The 18,749-nt window shown below is 69.4% G+C and carries 17 protein-coding genes; 7 read left to right on the top strand and 10 right to left on the bottom strand.

All coding sequences use genetic code 11. The annotated features are described in order from the left end of the window. Positions 1-16: 16 nt before the first annotated feature. Positions 17-1,345, bottom strand: a complete 1,329-nt coding sequence (locus tag PIR02_10935) for an extracellular solute-binding protein (protein ID WZH35294.1) — start codon at positions 1,343-1,345, stop codon at positions 17-19. Positions 1,346-1,582: 237 nt separating this feature from the next. Between PIR02_10935 and PIR02_10930 the strand changes: the two genes are divergently transcribed. Next, positions 1,583-2,593, top strand: coding sequence for a LacI family DNA-binding transcriptional regulator (locus tag PIR02_10930; GenBank protein WZH35293.1), 1,011 nt, complete (start codon positions 1,583-1,585; stop codon positions 2,591-2,593). A gap of 52 nt (positions 2,594-2,645) precedes the next feature. Here the strand turns inward: PIR02_10930 and PIR02_10925 are convergent, their stop codons facing one another. From PIR02_10925 to PIR02_10905, 5 genes are all read right to left on the bottom strand, one after another. Next, the gene (locus PIR02_10925) at positions 2,646-6,788 is read right to left on the bottom strand and encodes an ExeM/NucH family extracellular endonuclease (protein ID WZH35292.1); all 4,143 of its coding nucleotides are present in this window, start codon (positions 6,786-6,788) and stop codon (positions 2,646-2,648) included. Positions 6,789-7,034: 246 nt separating this feature from the next. Next, positions 7,035-7,421, bottom strand: a complete 387-nt coding sequence (rplL, locus tag PIR02_10920) for a 50S ribosomal protein L7/L12 (protein WZH35291.1) — start codon at positions 7,419-7,421, stop codon at positions 7,035-7,037. Positions 7,422-7,459: 38 nt separating this feature from the next. Next, on the bottom strand, positions 7,460-7,975 hold the full coding sequence (rplJ, locus tag PIR02_10915; protein ID WZH35290.1) for a 50S ribosomal protein L10: 516 nt from the start codon (positions 7,973-7,975) through the stop codon (positions 7,460-7,462). Positions 7,976-8,378: 403 nt separating this feature from the next. Next, positions 8,379-9,365: a hypothetical protein gene (locus PIR02_10910; protein WZH35289.1), complete on the bottom strand. Its 987-nt coding sequence runs from the start codon at positions 9,363-9,365 to the stop codon at positions 8,379-8,381. Positions 9,366-9,580: 215 nt separating this feature from the next. After that, positions 9,581-9,982 (bottom strand): SIP domain-containing protein, encoded by a 402-nt coding sequence (locus PIR02_10905; GenBank protein ID WZH35288.1) that lies wholly within the window; start codon positions 9,980-9,982, stop codon positions 9,581-9,583. 111 nt (positions 9,983-10,093) lie between these two features. Here PIR02_10905 and PIR02_10900 point away from each other — a divergent pair, with 111 nt between their 5' ends. From PIR02_10900 to PIR02_10885, 4 genes are all read left to right on the top strand, one after another. Continuing rightward, complete coding sequence (locus PIR02_10900; GenBank protein ID WZH35287.1) at positions 10,094-10,768, top strand: YqaJ viral recombinase family protein; 675 nt, start codon at positions 10,094-10,096, stop codon at positions 10,766-10,768. Positions 10,769-10,867: 99 nt separating this feature from the next. Then, on the top strand, positions 10,868-12,562 hold the full coding sequence (locus PIR02_10895; protein ID WZH35286.1) for an MDR family MFS transporter: 1,695 nt from the start codon (positions 10,868-10,870) through the stop codon (positions 12,560-12,562). Beyond that, the gene (locus tag PIR02_10890) at positions 12,555-13,028 is read left to right on the top strand and encodes a MarR family transcriptional regulator (GenBank protein ID WZH35285.1); all 474 of its coding nucleotides are present in this window, start codon (positions 12,555-12,557) and stop codon (positions 13,026-13,028) included. Before PIR02_10895 ends, PIR02_10890 begins: the two co-directional genes overlap by 8 nt. Before the next feature lie 155 nt (positions 13,029-13,183). Then, positions 13,184-14,203 (top strand): NADP-dependent oxidoreductase, encoded by a 1,020-nt coding sequence (locus tag PIR02_10885; GenBank protein WZH35284.1) that lies wholly within the window; start codon positions 13,184-13,186, stop codon positions 14,201-14,203. Between the two features lies 1 nt (position 14,204). Here the strand turns inward: PIR02_10885 and PIR02_10880 are convergent, their stop codons facing one another. Then, on the bottom strand, positions 14,205-15,092 hold the full coding sequence (locus PIR02_10880) for a LysR family transcriptional regulator ArgP (GenBank protein WZH35283.1): 888 nt from the start codon (positions 15,090-15,092) through the stop codon (positions 14,205-14,207). A 69-nt stretch (positions 15,093-15,161) separates the two neighbouring features. On the opposite strand from PIR02_10880, the gene PIR02_10875 reads away from it, so the two are divergent. After that, positions 15,162-15,827, top strand: a complete 666-nt coding sequence (locus PIR02_10875; GenBank protein WZH35282.1) for a LysE/ArgO family amino acid transporter — start codon at positions 15,162-15,164, stop codon at positions 15,825-15,827. Between the two features lie 83 nt (positions 15,828-15,910). Next, positions 15,911-16,186 carry an acylphosphatase gene (locus PIR02_10870; GenBank protein WZH35281.1) on the top strand — a complete coding sequence of 92 codons (276 nt, stop codon included), beginning with the start codon at positions 15,911-15,913 and terminating at the stop codon, positions 16,184-16,186. Between the two features lie 20 nt (positions 16,187-16,206). Here PIR02_10870 and PIR02_10865 read toward each other — a convergent pair whose 3' ends face one another. From PIR02_10865 to PIR02_10855, 3 genes are read right to left on the bottom strand one after another with little or no spacing between them, the layout of a single operon-like run. Continuing rightward, complete coding sequence (locus PIR02_10865; protein WZH35280.1) at positions 16,207-17,247, bottom strand: nitronate monooxygenase; 1,041 nt, start codon at positions 17,245-17,247, stop codon at positions 16,207-16,209. A 25-nt stretch (positions 17,248-17,272) separates the two neighbouring features. Continuing rightward, complete coding sequence (locus tag PIR02_10860; GenBank protein ID WZH35279.1) at positions 17,273-18,064, bottom strand: amino acid ABC transporter ATP-binding protein; 792 nt, start codon at positions 18,062-18,064, stop codon at positions 17,273-17,275. Beyond that, positions 18,051-18,716 (bottom strand): amino acid ABC transporter permease, encoded by a 666-nt coding sequence (locus PIR02_10855; GenBank protein WZH35278.1) that lies wholly within the window; start codon positions 18,714-18,716, stop codon positions 18,051-18,053. The genes PIR02_10860 and PIR02_10855 overlap by 14 nt, the downstream gene beginning before the upstream one ends. Between the last annotated feature and the right edge of the window lie 33 nt (positions 18,717-18,749).

Raw genomic sequence — 18,749 nt, 5'->3', positions numbered from 1 at the left:
GGTGGACCTCAAGAGGTCAGTTGTTGTAACCGGCCTGGATGTCGCTGAGGACCTGGTCGGTCGACGTGCCGTCGATCCAGCTGACCATGCCCTTCCAGAACGAGCCCGAACCGACGGTCGCGGGCATCAGGTCGGAGGCGTCGAAACGGAGCGTGGTGTTCGGGTCCTGCAGCGTCTTCATCGCCTCGGAGAGGAACTCGCTGGAGGCGAGCGACGGGTCGGCACCCTTGTTCGCCGAGATCACGCCGCCGAGCTTCACGCGAGCGTCGGCGAACTCCGGCGTCGACATGAACTCCACGACCTTCTGCACGTTCGCGTCGTCGGAGAAGGCGGTGACGAACTCACCGCCACCCTCGACCGCGAGCTGGCCTTCGGTCACGCCGGGGAGCAGGAACGCGTAGACGTCACCGTCGGGGGCGACGGTGGGCGTCTGGCCCGCGGCGTTGGTGACCGTGAGGAAGTTCGACGACAGGAACGAGGCCTGGTGCGTCATCGGGCAGCTGCCGTCGGCGACCTTGGCGGCCACGTCGGCGAAGGCGACCGAGTTGATGCTCTTGACGTCACCGAAGCCGGCGTTGACGTATGCGGGGTTGAGCAGGATCTTGCCCGTCGCGTCGAAAGCCTCCTTGATGGGGGCGTCGGTGAACTTGACCTCGTTCGCGACCCACTGGTCGTACACCTCGGGGCCGGACTGGCGGAGAACCATGTCCTCGATCCAGTCGGTGCCGGGCCAGCCGGAGGCGTCTCCGGAGGCGAAGCCGGCACACCAGGGGGCGGCGCCGGTCTTCTGCTGGATCGTGGCGGTCAGTGTCATGAGCTCATCGAGCGTCTTGGGGACCTCGACACCCCACTCCTTGAACTTCGCCGGCGAGTACCAGACGTAGCCCTTGAGGTTGGCGAGCATGGGGGCCGCGTAGAACGTGCCGTCCTCGCTGCCGTAGGACTTCCAGTCCTCGCCCCAGTACTGATCGACGTTGGACGAGACCGTGTCGGACGCCTTCTGCACGTCGCCCGTGCCGATGAGGGTCTTCAGCAGACCCGGCTGAGGGACGATGGCGATGTCGGGAGCGTCGCCGCCGGTCACCTTGGTGACGATGTTTCCCTCGAAGCTCTTGTCGCCGGTGTAGACGACCTTGATGCCGGTGTCGGCGGTGAACTGCTCGAACGACTGGTTCAGCAGATCGGCCTCAGCGCCGGTGATGCCGCCGGAGATGCGGACGGTCGTCTCGCCTCCCGAGCTCGCGCCGCTCCCGCTGTCACCCTCGGCGCAGCCTGCGAGTGCGATCGCCCCGACCGCCAGCAGCCCGACGGGGGCCAGCAGGCGATACCGCTGTGACATACCCATGTGGTCTCTCCTCTTCGAGTTCAATGGTGCATCGGAACCTATCAGGAACCGATTCCAGATCACCGTAGGCGAGAACCAGACCTGGCGCAACGCCGAAAGATCACGAACGCATAACTCGCGGAATGATGCGGTTCGCAGCCCGCGACACTGCGGGGAACCGGTTCCATAAAAACGAGAAGTCGGGTAATCTGCTTCGACGTCGACACGGAGGTCGACCAGACCTCGAGGAACACACCGATGAGCGGAATCGCCGATGTGGCACGCCTGGCAGGCGTGTCGAAATCAACGGCGAGTCGCGCGCTGACCGGCGGCGGCTACGTCTCCGACGACACACGCCGACGCGTGTCCGACGCCGCCTCGGCCCTGGGTTACGTCCCCTCCACCAGCGCGGTGAGCCTGGCGACCGGTCGCACGCGCACCATCGCCCTGATCGTCCCCAAGGTCAACCGCTGGTACTTCGGTGCCATCGTCGAGGGTGTCGAGCAGACGCTCATCCCCCGCGGCTACGACGTCACGCTGTACGTCGCCGAGCCCGGCTCCAACGACCGCGAGAGCCTGTACTCCACGTACCTCGCGCGCAAACGGTTCGACGGCATCATCGCGGTGGCGCTCGAACCCGACGACGCAGATCTCGAGCGTCTGGCGAACATCGGCAAACCCGTCGTCAGCATCGGCAACGCCCTGTCGGGCGTCCCCACCCTCGGTCTCGACAACATCGCGATCACGCGCATCATCACCCAGCACCTGATCGCGCTGGGGCACACCGACATCGCCTTCGTCGGGAGCACGCCCCCCACCGACGCTCCGGCGAAAGACGTCGACGAGCGCTCGATCGGCTATCGCAATGCGATGAACGATCATGGGCTGGCCGTGCGCATCCGCAACGTGCCCTCGACCCTGACGATCACCGACGCGTACGCCGCGGCGGCATCCTTCCTCGCCGACGCGGGTTCGCGACCGACCGGCGTCGTCGCGGCCTGTGACGAGGTCGCCATCGGCGTCATCATCGCGGCGCGACGCATGGGGATCTCCGTTCCGTCCGAGCTCAGCGTCGTGGGAATCGACGGCCACGACTACGCCGAGATGTTCTCGCTGACCACGGTGGAGCAGTACCCCCTCGACCAGGGCGTCGAGGCGACGCGACTGCTGCTGTCGATGATCGAGGGCACCGACGAGCCGATCCGCCGCACCGAGGCCGTCACACGTCTGGTGGTGCGCGCCTCCACCGCTCCCCCACGATCCGCCTGACACGGACGAGACCCCGGATGCCGTGGCATCCGGGGTCTCGTCCTGTCGCCGATCAGTCGGCCTGCCGCACTCCGCGGCGCCGCAGCACCACGCCGAGAGCCAGCAGCGCGAGGGCTGCGAGCACACCGCCGCCCATCCAGGCCGTGTCGGCTCCGGTACGCGGGAGTCCATCGGGGCCGCGCGGAGGAACCGCCTCTCCGTCACCGCCGTCGTCCGGCCCGGAGGGCACGTCGACTCCGCCGACCACGCGGACGGGTACGGTCGCGGTCGACCCGGATGCCGTGGAGACGGTGATGTCGAGCGTGTCCGGCGCTTCGGCGGGCACCGCCGCCGCGACCTCAGCCGCCCCGTCGCGGACGGCCACCGTCTGCGGCTCGGCCGAACCGACCGTGACGGTCGCCTCGGTCGAGGCGGGACTTCCGAGCGAGGTCAGGTCGAGGCCCGACACCGTGAACGCCGCCTCTGCACCCCGCGTCACCTCCGCCGGAGCATCGGTCACCTGCACACCGCGGGCGGTGAAGTCGGGGACGAGTCCGGGGTGGGCCGACAGGTACGCGATCCACCCGTCGCGATCGATGAGCCCGGAATCACGGGGATCCGTGCCCTCGTCGAAGACGGTGAACGCGTCACCGCCCGAGAGGAGGAAGCTGAACGAGCCGACGCGGTACGACGCGGCCGGGTCGACGGGCGCGCCGTCGATCCAGACCCCGGTGATGCGCTCGCCCGCCGCGCGCGTGGCGTCGTAGGTGTAGCGCACGTTCTCCGAGACGCTCAACGACAGTGTCGCCTCACGGCCCGCCGCATCGCCCCACTGCTGCTCGAGCAGGCGGCGCACCTGGTCACCGGTCAGGCTGGTGGTACCGAGGTTGTTGACGAACGGCAGCACGGCGTTGGCCTCGGCGAAGGTGATCACGCCGTCGTCTCCGCGGAGCAGTTCCGCGCGGAGACCACCGGGGTTCACCACCGTGACATCCGCTCCCCCTCGTGCGGGGTCGTCGAGCGTGTCGAGCAGCGCGTCGGCGACGAGGTTGCCGAGGGCGGACTGCTTCGAACGGTCGTCACGGTCACCCCCCTGATACACGCCGTCGACGTAGGATCCTCCGCGGAACGCCGTGGTGATGTCGGCCGCGACCGACCCCACCGGACGCGAGCCGACGCGATCGGCCTCGGCGAGCGCGCGCTCGACGATATCGGCGACCTCGGCCACGCGGGGGTAGGTCGCGATGATCTCGGCGTCCAAGGCCGCGCTGTTCTCGGCGGTCTGCTCGGGGTCGTCCTCGATCACCTCTGCCGAGAGCCGCGGCACGTTGCGCGCCTCGTGGTCGACGACCTCGCCGCTCTCACGGTCCACGGTCAAGACGACCTGGCCGATGTTCTCGCCGTAGTTGCCCGTCTGCAGCACGGGACGCGTTCCCTCGCCGCCGGGGATGGGAGCCTCCCACGCGTACTCCTCATGCGTGTGACCCGTGAAGATCGCGTCGACATCGGCATCCGTCTGCGTGACGATGCGGGCGAACGCTCCCCCCTCGGCGAGGGCTTGCTCCAGTGTCGTCCCGGAGGACTCGCCCTGGGGTGCGCCCTCGTGGTACTCGGCGACGAGGATGTCGACGTCGTCGCGGATCTCGGAGACCACGCGGTTGACCTCGGCGACGGGCTCGCGGAACTCGAGGCCTTCGATGCCGTCGGGACTGACGAGAGAAGCCGTCTCCTCCGTCACGGCCGCGATGATGCCGACCCGGAGGCCGTTCACCTCCACGATCTCGTAGCCGGGGAGCACGGGCTCGCCGTCGCGGTAGACGTTGGCGCCGAGGTAGGGGAAGGCCGCGCGTTCGGCGACACGACCGGTGAGGTCGTCGAACCCCTTGTCGAACTCGTGGTTGCCGACTCCGGATGCCGCGAGCTCCAGCGCGTTGAGCACGTCGATGGTGGGAGCGTCGTCGGCGTTGGCCGATGCGAAGAGCGAGGCGCCGATGTTGTCGCCGTTGGAGAGGAAGAGCGATCGGCTGTCGCCCTTCTGCGCCCGCAACTGCTCGATCGTGCCCGCGAACTTCACGGTGTTGCCGTCGATGCGTCCGTGGAAGTCGTTGATGTTGAGCAGGTTGATCTGTGTCGTGCCGGACAGGTCGATGCCGACGACGACCGGGTCGTGGTCGCTCGAACGGTACGGCGAGGCGTCGTAGAAGCTGCGCACGTTCGCGTTGTACCGGCTGTACTCGAGCGCGAGCGCCTCGCCGGCGTTGATGTTCCAGACGTCGGTCCCGGTGACGAGTTCTCGCGCCGCCGGAGACGCGAGGACATGGTCGAGAGAGCCGGACTGACCGTCGAACGAGTACGTGTACTTCCCGGTGTCGGCCCCGAGATCGGCGTAGCCCGCGTCGCGGAGCACCTGGATCGGGTCTTCCTGCGTGTAGGCGTTGAAGTCACCGAGGAGGAACACCTCCTCGACGCCGAGGGCCTCGCTGCGCGCGTCCGCGAAGGAGACGAGGGCCTGCGCCTGGCGCACACGATCGCCGTTGAAGGCACCCTGGTCACCGTCGGCGTTGTCACCCTCGGCGGCCGGGTCGCTGTCGCTCTTCGACTTGAAGTGGTTGACGATCGCGACGAACGCGGCGTCGTCGCTGCCCGCGGGGGCGAACGCCTGGGCCAGTGGCTGGCGCGCATTGGCGAACGCCGGGTCGTCGAGGATGACGCTGTCGCCGACGGGGCCCACCGCCGCCTTCTTGTAGATGAAAGCGGTGCGGATGACGTCTTCCGATGCGGGCAGCGCGGACGGTGACGGCACGAAAGCCCACACGTCCTCGCCCAGGTCGGCATTGAGGGCGGCGACGAGTGTGGAAAGCGCCTCGTCGCGCGGCTTGCCGAGAGCCGCGGAGTTCTCGATCTCCTCGAGGGAGACGACCTCGGCATCCAGGGCGTTGAGCGCCGCGACGATCTTCGCCTGCTGACGCTGGAGGTTCTCGTCGTTCGCGGCACCGCGAGGCCCCGGCTCGGGGCACCGGTTCGCCGTGATGGGGTTGCCCTCGCGGTCGGTGTAGACGGAGTCGCACCCGACGTCTTCCGCGGTGGTGGTGAAGTAGTTCAGCACGTTGAAGCTCGCGAGCTGCACCGTGCCGCCGACGTCCGCTGGGTGCGGGGTGCGGGTGTTGGCGAACGTCGCGGGCTGCACGTCGGCGGCATTGTCGACGGTGAGCTGCTCGGTCGGCTGGAACTTCCACGCGTCGTTGCGGAAGTCCAGCACCACGGGCCGCGTGAACGTCACGGGCGCACCCACGCGCACCGGATCGGTGAGCGAGAGGTAGGGCAGGGGAACGTCGGTGGCGGAACGCTGGAAGTTCAGCGACGCCCCGTCATCGAGCACCACCCCGCGCGCCGCGTTGTCGACCACGACGTCGTCGAACTCCGGCGTCCCCGGGCGTGCGACCTCGGTGGGGGCGAGCAGCGGCGTCGTGCCGGCGGCGAGGCCGACCTCGGCGTACTGCCCCGTGATGTAGGTGTTCGTCACGGTGAAGTCGCCCTGTGGCTGCAGCAGCATCCCCTCGAGGCGCTCGCGCTCCTCGTCGGTGCGCGGCCAGGCGACGCTGGCGGGCGTGACGGGATCGGCGTCGCCGGTCAGGACCGTGACGAGGTCGGCATCCGAGACGATCTGGGTCAGGCCGTTGTACTCCCCCGCTGTTCCGCTGACCTCGACGTAGTCGCCGACGGCGACCTGGGCGACGGCGCGAGAGCCGTAGACGAAGAGGGCATCGGATGCCACATGGTCGGCGCCCAGCTGGCCGCCGGTCCCGGCGGTCTGGATGAAGAAGCCGTTGTAGCCGCCGGTGGGGTATGCGGCGGTCACGATGCCGCGGGTGGTGACGGTCTGACCGTCGAGCGGGGTGCTGTCGCCGTCGCCCTGGATGTCGCGGATCGGTGTGAGGTCCGCCGCGACGGGGGCCGGTTCCGCGACGGAAGGTTCCGCAGGTGTGGCAGTCTCCGGAGTCGGAGTGGCCGCGGTCGGGGTGACGACGTCGGGGCGGGGAGCCGCGGTCTCCGTCGCGGTTTCCGGCACCGAAGTCGAGACGACGTCGGGAGGCGTGAGCGGCGCAGCGGAGGCGGCGGGGGCGACGAGGGCGGAACCGAGAAGGGCGGCGGCGACGGTCGCGCTCAGCGCGGTCGCGGTGCGGCCCGAGGGTCGCCGAGAAGGCCTGTGGGACATGAGTCTCCTGCGAAACCGACGGACATCGTCGGGTGGGGGGATCGACGGGGGGTCTCTTCGACCGTAGACGACCTCATCAGGAATTCCCAGGGTTCGTTCGTTGCCATCATGTGAACTCCGGCGGAAACGACGAAGGCCCGGATGCCAAGGGCATCCCCGGGCCCTTTGTGCCTGACGACGACGAAGGCCCGGACGCCGATGGCATCCGGGCCTTCGTGATCGCGATACCGCGACCGTGAAGTGAAATTACTTCAGGGTCACCGAAGCGCCGGCCTCCTCGAGGGCAGCCTTGGCCTTCTCGGCGGTCTCCTTGTTCGCGCCCTCGAGCACGGCCTTGGGAGCGCCATCGACGACGGCCTTGGCCTCGCCGAGGCCGAGCGAGGTGAGCTCGCGGACGACCTTGATGACCTGGATCTTCTTGTCGCCGGCGGCCTCGAGGACGACGTCGAACGAGTCCTTCTCCTCGGCCTCTTCGGCGGGGGCAGCGCCACCGGCGGCGGGGCCGGCAACGGCCACGGGGGCGGCAGCGGTGACGTCGAAGGTCTCCTCGAACGCCTTGACGAACTCGGACAGCTCGATGAGCGTGAGCTCCTTGAACGCGTCGAGCAGCTCTTCGGTGCTGAGCTTAGCCATGTTGTATCTCCTTGATCGGGTTAATCAGCCGGGCCGGGTCAGGCCGCGGTGTCCTGCTTCTCGCGCAGCGCGTCGACCGTGCGAACGGCCTTCGACGGAAGCGCCTGGAAGACGTATGCCGCCTTGGTCATCGTCGCCTTCATCGCACCGGCGAGCTTCGCCAGCAGGACTTCACGGCTTTCGAGATCGGCGAGCTTGTTGACCTCATCCGCGGTCAGAGCGGCGCCATCGAAGTAGCCGCCCTTCACCACGAGCTGAGGGTTAGCCTTGGCGAAGGCACGCAGGCCCTTCGCGACGGCGACCGGGTCACCGTGCACGAACGCGATGGCAGACGGGCCCTTGAGCTCGTCGTCCAGTCCCGTGACCCCCGCGTTGGCTGCGGCGATCTTGGTCAGCGTGTTCTTCACCACGGCGTAATCCGCGTCCTGACGGATGTCGTTGCGCAGCTGCTTGAGCTGGGCAACCGTCAGACCGCGGTACTCGGTCAGCAGAACGGCGGTCGAGTTCTCGAAGTTCTTCGTGAGCTCGGCGACCGATGCATCCTTCTGCGCCATGGCCACTCCTTGTGTGTACGAGGCGCTCCGCGGTGGCGGGGCGCCGGCCGAAGACACCGGGGTCCGGGCGAAAAGAAGAGCTCCGGCGCAGGCGCACGGAGCTCGAATTCCCGAAGGAGAGTTACGTTTACCTGCGTAGGTCCTCTGCTTCTCAGCAGACGCTTCGATCGAAGTGCAGGCACTCCGACGACCGACGGTCTTTGGCTTGGTCCCTACTGTACCCGATGCCCGCGCTCCCTTCAAACCCGCCCTCGCGCCCCGCCCGCGCCGCCGTCGCCCGCCCCGCCCCGCCCCGCTCCGCGCGACCCCGGCAGAGTGCCGAGGACGCATGCGTTCGCCGAGACCGCATCCGATTCGAGCCGAACACCTACGTCTTCGACAAACGCATGCGTCTTGGCGCGCATCAGCGGGGCGGTCGCACCCCGAAAGCCGCGAGGCGGGCAGCGAGAGCATCCGGCGAAGCGATATCGACGAAGCCTCCACGGCACAACCTCCATTGGGTGACTCCGCGGATCCAGTCCTCGCGCCGCTTTTCGTCCAGCAGCACGTCCTCGACGGAGCGACCCTGCCGCATCGAAGCGTCCCGATACTTCACTTCCCCGTCGAATTCCCAGAACGTCCGAACGTCGGGCAGGGCGATGTCGACGAAGTAATCGAACCCACGGGGTCCTGCCACGGCCACCTGCAGGTCGAGATCACGGAAACCGAGCCGGTGCAGCTGCAGTCTGCTCACGCTCTCGCCCGGCAGCTCCGCCCGAGCATCGGCGAACCCGACGATCCAGTCGGCGTCGCGCACACCGCGTCGCCCCCTCGCACGCTCGACCCGCTCGCGCATGGCGTCACGCCAGAGCGCCTGCGCATCAAGGTCGAACCGCCGACCCGAGACCGCGACTCGACGCAGGGCCGCATCGGCACAACTCAATGCCACCTCGCGCGACTGGGTGGACGCGATATCGAAAACCGTCCTCTCCAGCGAGGTACAGCGGAGGCCGTCGACGGTGACGATATCCGCCGTATCGAGCGCCCCCGTATGCCGCCGGATCGTCCGCCCACTCGGAGGACGCGAAGCGCGAGGGACTGTCGCGTGCACGGGTCCGTCTCGGAATCGATAGAGCGGCAGACCATGCAGCACGGCCGCCGAGAGGTGGGAGAACACACCGCCGACATCGCGAGCCCGATCGTTGGCGGCCAGGACGCCGTAGAGATGGCGATCGATCGGCCGCGATGCCTGCCACTCTTCGCGCGCGATGTAGACACCAGGTTGGATCCGGTGCCAGGCTCCGCCGGCACCGGCCTTCCGCAGCTCGGCATCCGAGACCCCGCGCTCGCGCAGCTCGACCCGCGAGAACAATGACCTTCGAGCCCGCACGACCGCCGATTCCGCCTGCATGCACCTACCCTGTCGACTCCGGCGAAGCGGCGTCGGTCGTTATCCACAATGGGACTCGGGCCGCGCGGTCCCGACGAAGCGGCCAAGACGTATCCGATGGACGAAGACGCACAGCAATGCGATCCGACGAGTGCGTCCTCGAGAACCAGGTGCGTCGTCGGCGCATCGAGCCGGCGGCGACGAGCTGCGACGAGCCGACGCCCACCCCCGCCGCGTCAGGACACGCGCGCCTCGGGCAGCAACGCCTGCGTCATGCGGACGATGCGCGCGGGGGTCCGAGCGCCGAGCCACACCGTGCAGACGGGCGCCTCGCCGCACGCCCATTCGGCGCACCAGGCGTGGATGGCCCGGGCCAGTCGCTCGCCGCGCGGGCGCCGCTCGCCATGGATCGAGCGGTCGAGCCAGCTCACGCGGGCTTCCCCCGCGTCGAACGCGCCGACCTCGACAGGACCGTCGACCTCGACGAGCACCGTCAGGTGCGCCGCGGGCGACAGGGCTGCCGCGATCCGCTGCATCGCGGGCAGATTCCGCGCATCCCCGCCGAGCAGGACGGCGCCCTCGAGATCACACCAGCGGCCACCGTCGGGGCGACGCAGAGAGGCGGCATCCGGAGTCATGCCATCAACTTAGGTCACCCTTACTTCGACCACAAGACCCCCGGCATCCCGGATGCCGACGCGCCGACGCTCGAATCCGCTCCGAGGCCGCGCGGGGTTAGGGTCGAACGCATGCCCCCCGAGCTCGTCGCCTCCCGCAGCGCCGACCTCGACGCCCGCATCGTCGCCGACTCGCGCGACCGCGTGGCCTGGATCCGGGCGCGCTCGCGTGGGATCACCGCCACCGATGTCGCCACACTGACGAGCCACAACGCGATCTCGCGCGCAGCGGATGCCAAGCTCATGGGCTCGAGCTTTTCGGGCAACGCCTTCACAGCGCACGGCCGTCGCCGCGAGCCCGAGATCGCCGCCTGGGTCGCGGCGACGCACGGCATCCAGCCCTCGTCGGCGCTGTATCACGCGGTCGTCGAGAGACGACACCTCGCCACCCCTGACGGCGTCGTCGTCGATGGAGAGGGACGCGTCGTCCTCGCCGAGATCAAGACGACGAACAAGGCGTGGCGATCGATCCCCCGCACCTACATGCGGCAGATCTGGTGGCAGCAGCACGTCCTCGGCGCCGAACGCACGCTCGTCGCGTGGGAGCAGCACGACGGTTTCATCCCCGTCGACGACGAGCCCCGGTGCCAATGGATCGATCGAGACGAACGGGAGATCGCCAAGCTCGTCGGGCTCGCGACCTCGCTCATCGACGAGCTCTACCGTCGCACCATGGAGTCACGCCGACCGGCACCCGCCCGGCACGAACCGACGGACAGGTACCGCGCTCTCGCGCTCCTCGATTAATAGTTGACGCAAGTCAAGCATCAGGCGTATCGTTGACATCAGTCAACTAATCGCGCCATCGTCGTCGCGGCATCCGTCCCCCTTTCGTGGAGTTCCCGCATGGCAACCACCTCCGTCGACGCGCCCGCTCAGCGCCGCGTCCTCCCGGCCCTCATCGGGCTGCTGCTCGGCACCTTCGTGTCGATGCTCGCCTCGACCGTCGTCTCGACGTCGCTGCCGGTCATCGTGCACGACCTGTCGGGCGATCAGAACGCCTACACCTGGGTCGTCACGGCGACTCTGCTGACCACCGCGATCTCGACCCCCATCTGGGGCAAGCTCGCCGACCTGTTCAACCGCAAGGTGCTCATCCAGATCGCCATCGCGATCTTCGTGCTCGCCACGGCCGCTGCCGGGTTCTCGCAGAACACCGACATGCTCATCGCCTTCCGCGCGGTGCAGGGCCTGGGCGCCGGCGGCCTCGCCGCGCTCAGCCAGGTCATCATGGCCGACATCATCAGCCCGCGCGAGCGCGGCCGGTACATGGGTCTGTTCGGCGCCGTGATGGCCGTCGCGACCGTCGGCGGCCCGCTGCTCGGCGGTGTCATCACCGACGCGTTCGGGTGGCGCTGGAACTTCTTCGTCGCCCTGCCGTTCGCCGTCGCGGCCCTGCTGATCCAGCAGCGCACGCTGCACCTGCCCGCGCGCGCGAAGCGGAAGGTCAAGATCGACTACCTCGGCATCGTGCTGCTCTCCACCGCGGTGTCTCTGCTGCTCATCTGGATCACCAACGCCGGCACCTCATTCGAGTGGGCGAGCACAGAGACCATGCTGATGGTCGGCGGGGCCGTCGTGGCCGCGATCCTCTTCATCGTCGTCGAACTGCGCTCGTCCGAGCCGCTGGTCCCGCTCACCCTCTTCCGCGACGCCACCTTCACCCTCGCCACGATCGCCTCGATCGCCACGGGTCTGGCGATGTTCGGCACCTCGGTCTTCCTCAGCCAGTACATGCAGATGGCGCGCGGCGCGACGCCCACCGAAGCCGGCGTCATGACGATCCCCATGATCGGCGGCCTGCTCGTGGCATCCATCGTCGTCGGCGCTCTCATCTCGCGCTTCGGTCACTGGAAGCCGTTCCTCATCGCCGGTGGCGTGCTGCTGATCGCGGGATCGTTCCTGCTGTCGACCATCCACTACGACACCAACTTCGCCCTGGTCTCGCTGTACATGTTCTTCCTGGGCGCCGGCGTCGGCATGACGATGCAGAACCTCGTGCTCATCGTGCAGAACACGGCCAACCCCACGCAGATGGGTGCGGCGAGCTCGGGAGTGACCTTCTTCCGGAGCCTCGGCGGCACGATCGGCGTCTCGGTCATGGGCGCCGCCCTCGCGAGCATGGCGACGAGCCTGTTCACCGACCGCGCGGCCGACCTGAAGACGGCGATCATGGGGCTCGGTGCGGACGGGGCCGCGGTCGCGCAGTCGCTGCAGTCCGGCGCGATCCCCCAGGTCTCCACGCTCCCTGACAGTGTCCGCGTGATCGTCGAGGACATCTACGCTCAGTCGATCGCGCACTCGTTCCTCATCGCGGTGCCGGTGGCCGTGGTCAGCCTCATCGCGATCCTGTTCCTGCCCAACCGTCCGCTCACCCGCATGACGACCACGGAACGCGTGGCCGCGAGCGAAGCCGACTTCGCCACCGTGTCGGTTCCGGCCGGGATGGCGACGCTCGCCGCGACCGGTTCGGTGCCGACCCAGGATGCCGCTCCCTCGCGCCGTGCGCGCCGCGACGCCGGGATGGGAGAGGATGTCTGACGTGACGAGCGAATTGGACGACGACCGCCGTGAGGCCGTGCAGGCCCTGGAATCGTCGTTCTCGGAGCTCATGACCGTGTTCCGCCGCTTCGTTTCCGAGGCGGCGGAACGCGTGAGTCCCGGGATGCTGCCGGCCACTTTCAAGGCCCTCTCGGTCGTCAGCCGCTTCGGGCCGCTGACCCTCTCGGCTCTCGCCGAACGACTGACAGCTGACAAGGGCTTCCTCAGCCGCTCCATCAGCGAGCTCGAAGACCTCGGCCTGGTGACGCGCACGCCCGACCCCAACGACGGCCGATCGCGCCTGATCTCGGTGACCGAGGTGGGCCACGAACGTCTCGCCGAGGCGCGCGCTCCCCACGAGAGCCGCCTCTACGACGCGATGGCCGACTGGTCGGTGACGGACATCCGCCACCTCTCCACGCTGCTGCACGCTCTCGCCGTCGGTGAGGTCCCCTCGCGCGACTGAGGCCCGCGGACTCGATGCAACCACCGCTCCTTCGCTGAGCGGACCGTCGCGACACGGTGACCGAGGTGTAACACCGCGGAGACAATGGCGAGGTTGACTGGGAGCATCGCGGCGGTGTCGCCGCCGATGCGACCGCACGCGAGAGAGAGCGCCGGATGAGATACCGATCGACGCGTCCCGAGACCATCCTCGAACCCGCACCCGCGGTCCCCGACACGATGCGGGCGTCCGTCTTCGACGCCCCGGGAGCAGCCGACGCGCTCCACCTCGCCGAGGTCGCCGTGCCCACCCCCGTGCTGAGCGAAGTGCTCGTCCGCGTGGTCGCGGCGGGAATCAATCCGATCGACGCCAAGACGCGTGCGGGACGGGGCATGTCCGGAGCGATCGACTCGTGGCCCGCCGTGCTCGGCCTCGACGTCAGCGGCGTGGTCGTGCGCGCCCCGTTCGACGCGCACCCGTTCCCCGTCGGCACCGAGGTCTACGGGATGGCCGCCGTGCCGCGAACCCCCGGCGGCTACGCCGAGTACGTTGTCGTGCCGACCCTCTCGCTCGCCCGCAAGCCCGCCTCGCTCTCGTACGTCGAGGCCGCGGGGGTCCCCGTGGCCGCCCTCACCGCATGGGGACTCGTGGTCGAGACCGCCCTCGCCCATCAGGGACAGCGGATCCTCGTGCACGCGGGCAGCGGCGGCGTCGGACACTTCGCCGTCCAGTTCGCGGCGTACTTCGGCGCCCACGTGATCGCGACGGGCTCGACTCGCAACCTCGACTGGCTCCGCGAGCTGGGCGCCGCCGACGTCGTCGACTACACCACCACCCGCTTCGAAGAGGTCGTGGCCGACGTGGACGTCGTCATCGACCTGATCGGCAACGTCTCCGACGACACCGGCACCCGCTCGCTCGAGGTGCTGCGCCCCGGCGGACTGCTGATCGAGGTCCCCACGGGGGCGTGGCCCGGGTACCGCGAGGCGGCGGCTGCCCGTGGCATCCGGTCCACCGATTACAAGACCATCCCCGACGGCGCCGCGCTGGCGACCATCGGGCGACTCCTCGATTCGGGAGCGGTGCGCGTCTTCATCGACCGGGTCTTCGATCTCGACGACGCCGCCGCCGCACACGCCGAACTCGAGCGCGGCCACACGCGGGGCAAGATCGTCCTGCACGTCAGCGACGACTGACTCAGCCGGACGCCAACACCCGTCGCCCCTCGGCGACGATCTCTTCGGCGACCTCATCGAGCAGGGTCGAGGTGAGGTTCCACTGCTGCCAGAACAGCGGGACATCGATCGGGTCGTCGCCCAGGCGCACGAGTGCGCCCGTGGCGAGCCCCGTCGCCGACTGGAACCGCGGGAGCAGTCCCCACCCCAGGCCGAGCTCTACGGCGGTGGCGAAGTCCTGGGATGCCGGGACCCGATGACGCGGGGGCGCCGTGGGCACGACCCCACGGCGCGCCAGCCACCTCGTCTGCAGGTCATCGCGGCGGTCGAAGTCGACCACCGGCGCCGCTTCGAGAGCGGACGTCTCCACTCCGTCCGGGAACCATCGCTCGACGAAGGACGCCGTCGCCACCGCCTCGTAGCGGAGGACGCCGAGACGGCGTACGCGGCAGCCGGCGACAGGGGTCTCGCGCGAGGTGACCGCGGCCATGACGGTGCCCGCCTCGAGCAGGCCCGCGGTGAAATCCTGATCGTCGCGATGGAGGTCGAAGACCACCGCGCGACGTTCGGCGACCCGAGCGAGCGGGGGCAGGAACCACGTGGCGAGCGAATCCGCATTCACCGCGAGTGGGACGGATGCCACGACTCCGCCCTCCGCTCCGATCGCGGCCAACGCATCGTGTTCGAGCAACGCGAGCTGACGCGCGAGACGAACGACCGCGTCCCCCGCCTCGGTCGTGCGGACGGGCTTCGACCGCACGAGCACGATGCGGCCGAGCTGATCCTCGAGCGCGCGCACGCGCTGGCTCACCGCGGATGGGGTCACGTGGAGGCGGCGGGCGGCGGCGTCCAGGGTCCCCTCCTCGACGACGACGGCGAGGGTCCGGGCGAGATCGAGCGGAATAGACATGAAGTGATGCTAATGGTGCGTGAGAATGCTGAGCTGTTCTTTTCTCGCGCGGAGTCCTACCGTCGAAGCGTGCTCGCTCCCCTGCTCGCCGGTCTCGGCCTCGGCTTCTCGCTCATCGTCGCCATCGGCGCGCAGAACCTCTTCGTGCTGCGCCAGGGCGTACGGCGCGAGCACCTCGTGGCCGTCGTCGCGGTGTGTGCGCTCTCCGACGCCGTGCTCATCCTGTTCGGCGTCTCGGGCATCGGCTTCGTGCTGCAGGCGGTCCCGTGGCTGATCGTCGTCGTGCGCTGGGCGGGTGCGGCCTTCCTCGTCGGCTACGGTCTCCTGGCGGCGCGGCGTGCCCTGCGGCCGAGCGGCGAGACCCTGCGCGTCGACGTGGGGGTCCCGGCGTCCCCGACGACCCCGGATGCCGGCGACACCCTCGTGCGGACCCGCACGGCGCGCTCGACCCTCACGGTGACGGTGCTGACGTGCCTCGCTCTCACCTGGCTCAACCCGCACGTGTATCTCGACACGGTGTTCCTGCTCGGCTCGGTCGCCTCGACCCACGGCGACGGGCGCTGGGCCTTCGCGATCGGCGCGTGCATCGCGAGCCTCGTGTGGTTCTCGGCGCTCGGCTTCGGCTCCCGCTTCCTCGGGCGTTGGCTCGACACCCCCCGCGCGTGGCGCATTCTCGATGCGATCATCGCCATCGTGATGTTCGCGATCGCGCTCTCGCTGGTTCTGCCGCACTGACGGAGCACGGTCCGCGGCTCGAGACCCGCGTCGGCCGACGCGTCGGCTGCGCCGGACGGGGCGCGCCGACGAGAATGAGGGCCATGCGAACGGTGACGATCACGGTGCACGGGCGGGTGCAGGGCGTCGGGTTCCGCTACGCCCTGCAGGCGGCCGCCCGGCGTGCGGGAGCACGCGGATGGGTGCGCAACCGCCGCGAGGGCACGGTCGAGGCCCTCATCGCGGGCGAGGAAGCGGCGATCGACGCCGTCGTCGCCTGGGCCCACGACGGTCCCCCGTCGGCACGGGTCGAGCGCGTCGAGCTCGTCGACAGCGCCGAGACCTCGCCGAGCGGCTTCGAGATCCGTCCGACCGCCTGAGCGCGACAGCGCCGCGCGACTCAGACGGGAAGCCCCGCCCGCAGCTCCGCGAGCACGGCTGCGGCATCGTCTCGACGCGCCAGGCCGGCCGCCTGCCCCGCCCACAGAGAGACGAGGTCGGCGTCGCCCGCCGCGGTCGCCGCGGCGCGGAACACCCCGGTGAGCCAGTTCTGCGCGGGGAAAGGCGCGATCATGCCCGCGGCCTCGAGCTCGCGCATCGCGCGGTTCGGGATGCCACGCGCCAACCGCCCGCTCATCGCACGCGTCAGCACCGTGTCGGTGTCGGCGGCGGCGGCGATCGCGTCCCGGTGACCGGGAGTCGCCGCAGATTGCCGCGTCCGCAGGAACGCCGTGCCGACCTGCACGCCGTCGGCGCCGAGGGCGAGGGCCGCCGCGACGCCCCGCCGATCGGCGATGCCACCGGCCGCGATTACCGGGATGTCGACGGCATCCGCGACCTGCGGGACGAGGGCGAATGTCCCGACGAGCGAGTGCGCCGGATCGCGGAGGAACGAGACGCGATGCCCACCCGCTTCGGCGCCCGTCGCGACGACGGCGTCGACGCCCGCGGCCTCGAGCGCCACCGCCTCGGCGACCGAGGTGGCCGTGCCGATGACGGAGATGCCGAGGTCGTGCGCGCGCGTCAGGGTGGTGGCATCCGGGACTCCGAAGACAACGCTCACCGCCTCGGGGCGCGCCTCGAAGACGGCCTCGAGCTGGGCGTCGAGCGGCGGAAGGAACGCGGCGGGCGTCGTCGGCGGGTCGATCCCCACAGCCTCGAAGAGCGGCTCGGCGGCACGGAGGAAGGGGACGACGTCGATCTCGCCGGGGGTCACCTCGTCGCCGCGCGGCAGCCAGAGGTTCACCGCGATCGGTCGCGACGTCTCCGCCCGCAAAGCGGCCACGGTGTCGCGGATGCGCTGAGGCGTGTACCCGTACAGCCCGAACGAGCCGAGGCCCCCGCCCTCGCTCACCGCGGCGGTCAGTTCGACCGACGAGAGCCCGCCGAAGGGGCCCAGGACGATCGGGACATCGATGCCGAGCAGCTTCTCGAGGCGCATGCTCCGACGCTACCCGGCTCGACCGTCAGGCGGGGTCGGGGCCGTCGAGAGGACGCAGCAGACGGTTGAGGAACCGTCGCGTGCGCTCCTTCTTCGGCGTGCGGAGCAGGTCGGACGGGGCGCCGCGCTCGACGATCACGCCATCGTCGAAGAACAGGACCTCGTCGGCCACCTCGCGCGCGAAACCGAGCTCGTGCGTGACGATGACCATCGTCCAGCCCTCGTTCGCGAGTTCCCGCAGCACGGTCAGCACCTCGCCGACGAGCTCGGGGTCGAGCGCGCTCGTGGGCTCGTCGAACAGAAGCAGCTGGGGCTGGAGCGCGAGAGCGCGCACGATCCCCACCCGCTGTTGCTGGCCGCCCGACAATTCCGCGGGGTACGCGTCTCGCTTCTCGGCGAGTCCCACGCGCGCGAGCAGCGTTTCGGCACGCGAGATCGCCTCGGGCTTGGGGACCCCGTGGGCCTGAACGGGTCCTTCGATGACGTTCTGCAAAACGGTCAGATGCGGGAAGAGGTTGTGGTGTTGGAAGACCATCGCCGACCGGTCCCGCAGGGCGATGCGGTCGGCCTTGGTGATCCGGCCGGCGAAATCGACGGTCGGGCCCTCGGCGAAGGCGACCACACCGGCATCCGGGGTCTCCAACCCGTTGAGGCAGCGCAGCACCGTGGTCTTTCCGGACCCCGACGGACCGATGAGCACGAGCACGTCTCCGCGGCGGACCTCGAGGTCGACGCCGTCGAGGACGCGGTTCGAGCCGAAGCTCTTCTCCAACCCGGTGGCTCGCAGCAGCGGGGCCTGGGCGTCAGTGGGCGACATGACGGTCCAATCTCTTCTCGAGTGCGTTCTGCCCGAACGACAGCACGAGGCAGAACAGCCAGTAGATCAGTGCCGCCTCCAGGTAGACGGCCATGAACTCGTACGAGAACGCCGCGATGTTCTGCGCCTGCCGGAAGAGCTCCGAGACGAGGATGAGGGATGCCAGAGAGCTGTCCTTCACGAGCGAGATGAAGGTGTTGGACAGCGGCGGCACCGAGACACGCGCCGCCTGGGGCAGGATGATGCGCGTCAGGGTCTTCCGGGGAGACAGGCCGACGGTGTGCGCGGCCTCCCACTGTCCCCGGGGGACGGAGAGGATCGCCGCGCGGATGACCTCGGCGGCGTAGCCCCCCACGTTCAGCGAGAAGGCGATGACCGCGGCCGGGAACGGATCGATGGTCACGCCGACGGCCGGCAGACCGTAGAAGATCACGAACAGCTGCACGAGCAACGGCGTGCCGCGGATGACCGAGATGTAGAACCGCGCGAAGCCCGAGAGCACCACGTTGCGCGAGAGCCGCAGCAGCGCCATCGCGAGGGCGATCACGAGACCGATCGCGAAAGAGGCAAGCGAGAGGGGAATCGTGCCCCTCAGGCCCGCCAACACCATCGGCCAGAACGAGTCGAGCATCAGCGACCAGATGTCGTTCATGGGCCTCCTTCCTCACGCGGGCTCTCGGCCCGG

This window comes from Microbacterium enclense (assembly GCA_038182865.1).
In the GTDB taxonomy this organism is placed as follows: domain Bacteria; phylum Actinomycetota; class Actinomycetes; order Actinomycetales; family Microbacteriaceae; genus Microbacterium; species Microbacterium enclense_B.
This window is presented reverse-complemented; position numbering and strand designations above follow the sequence as displayed.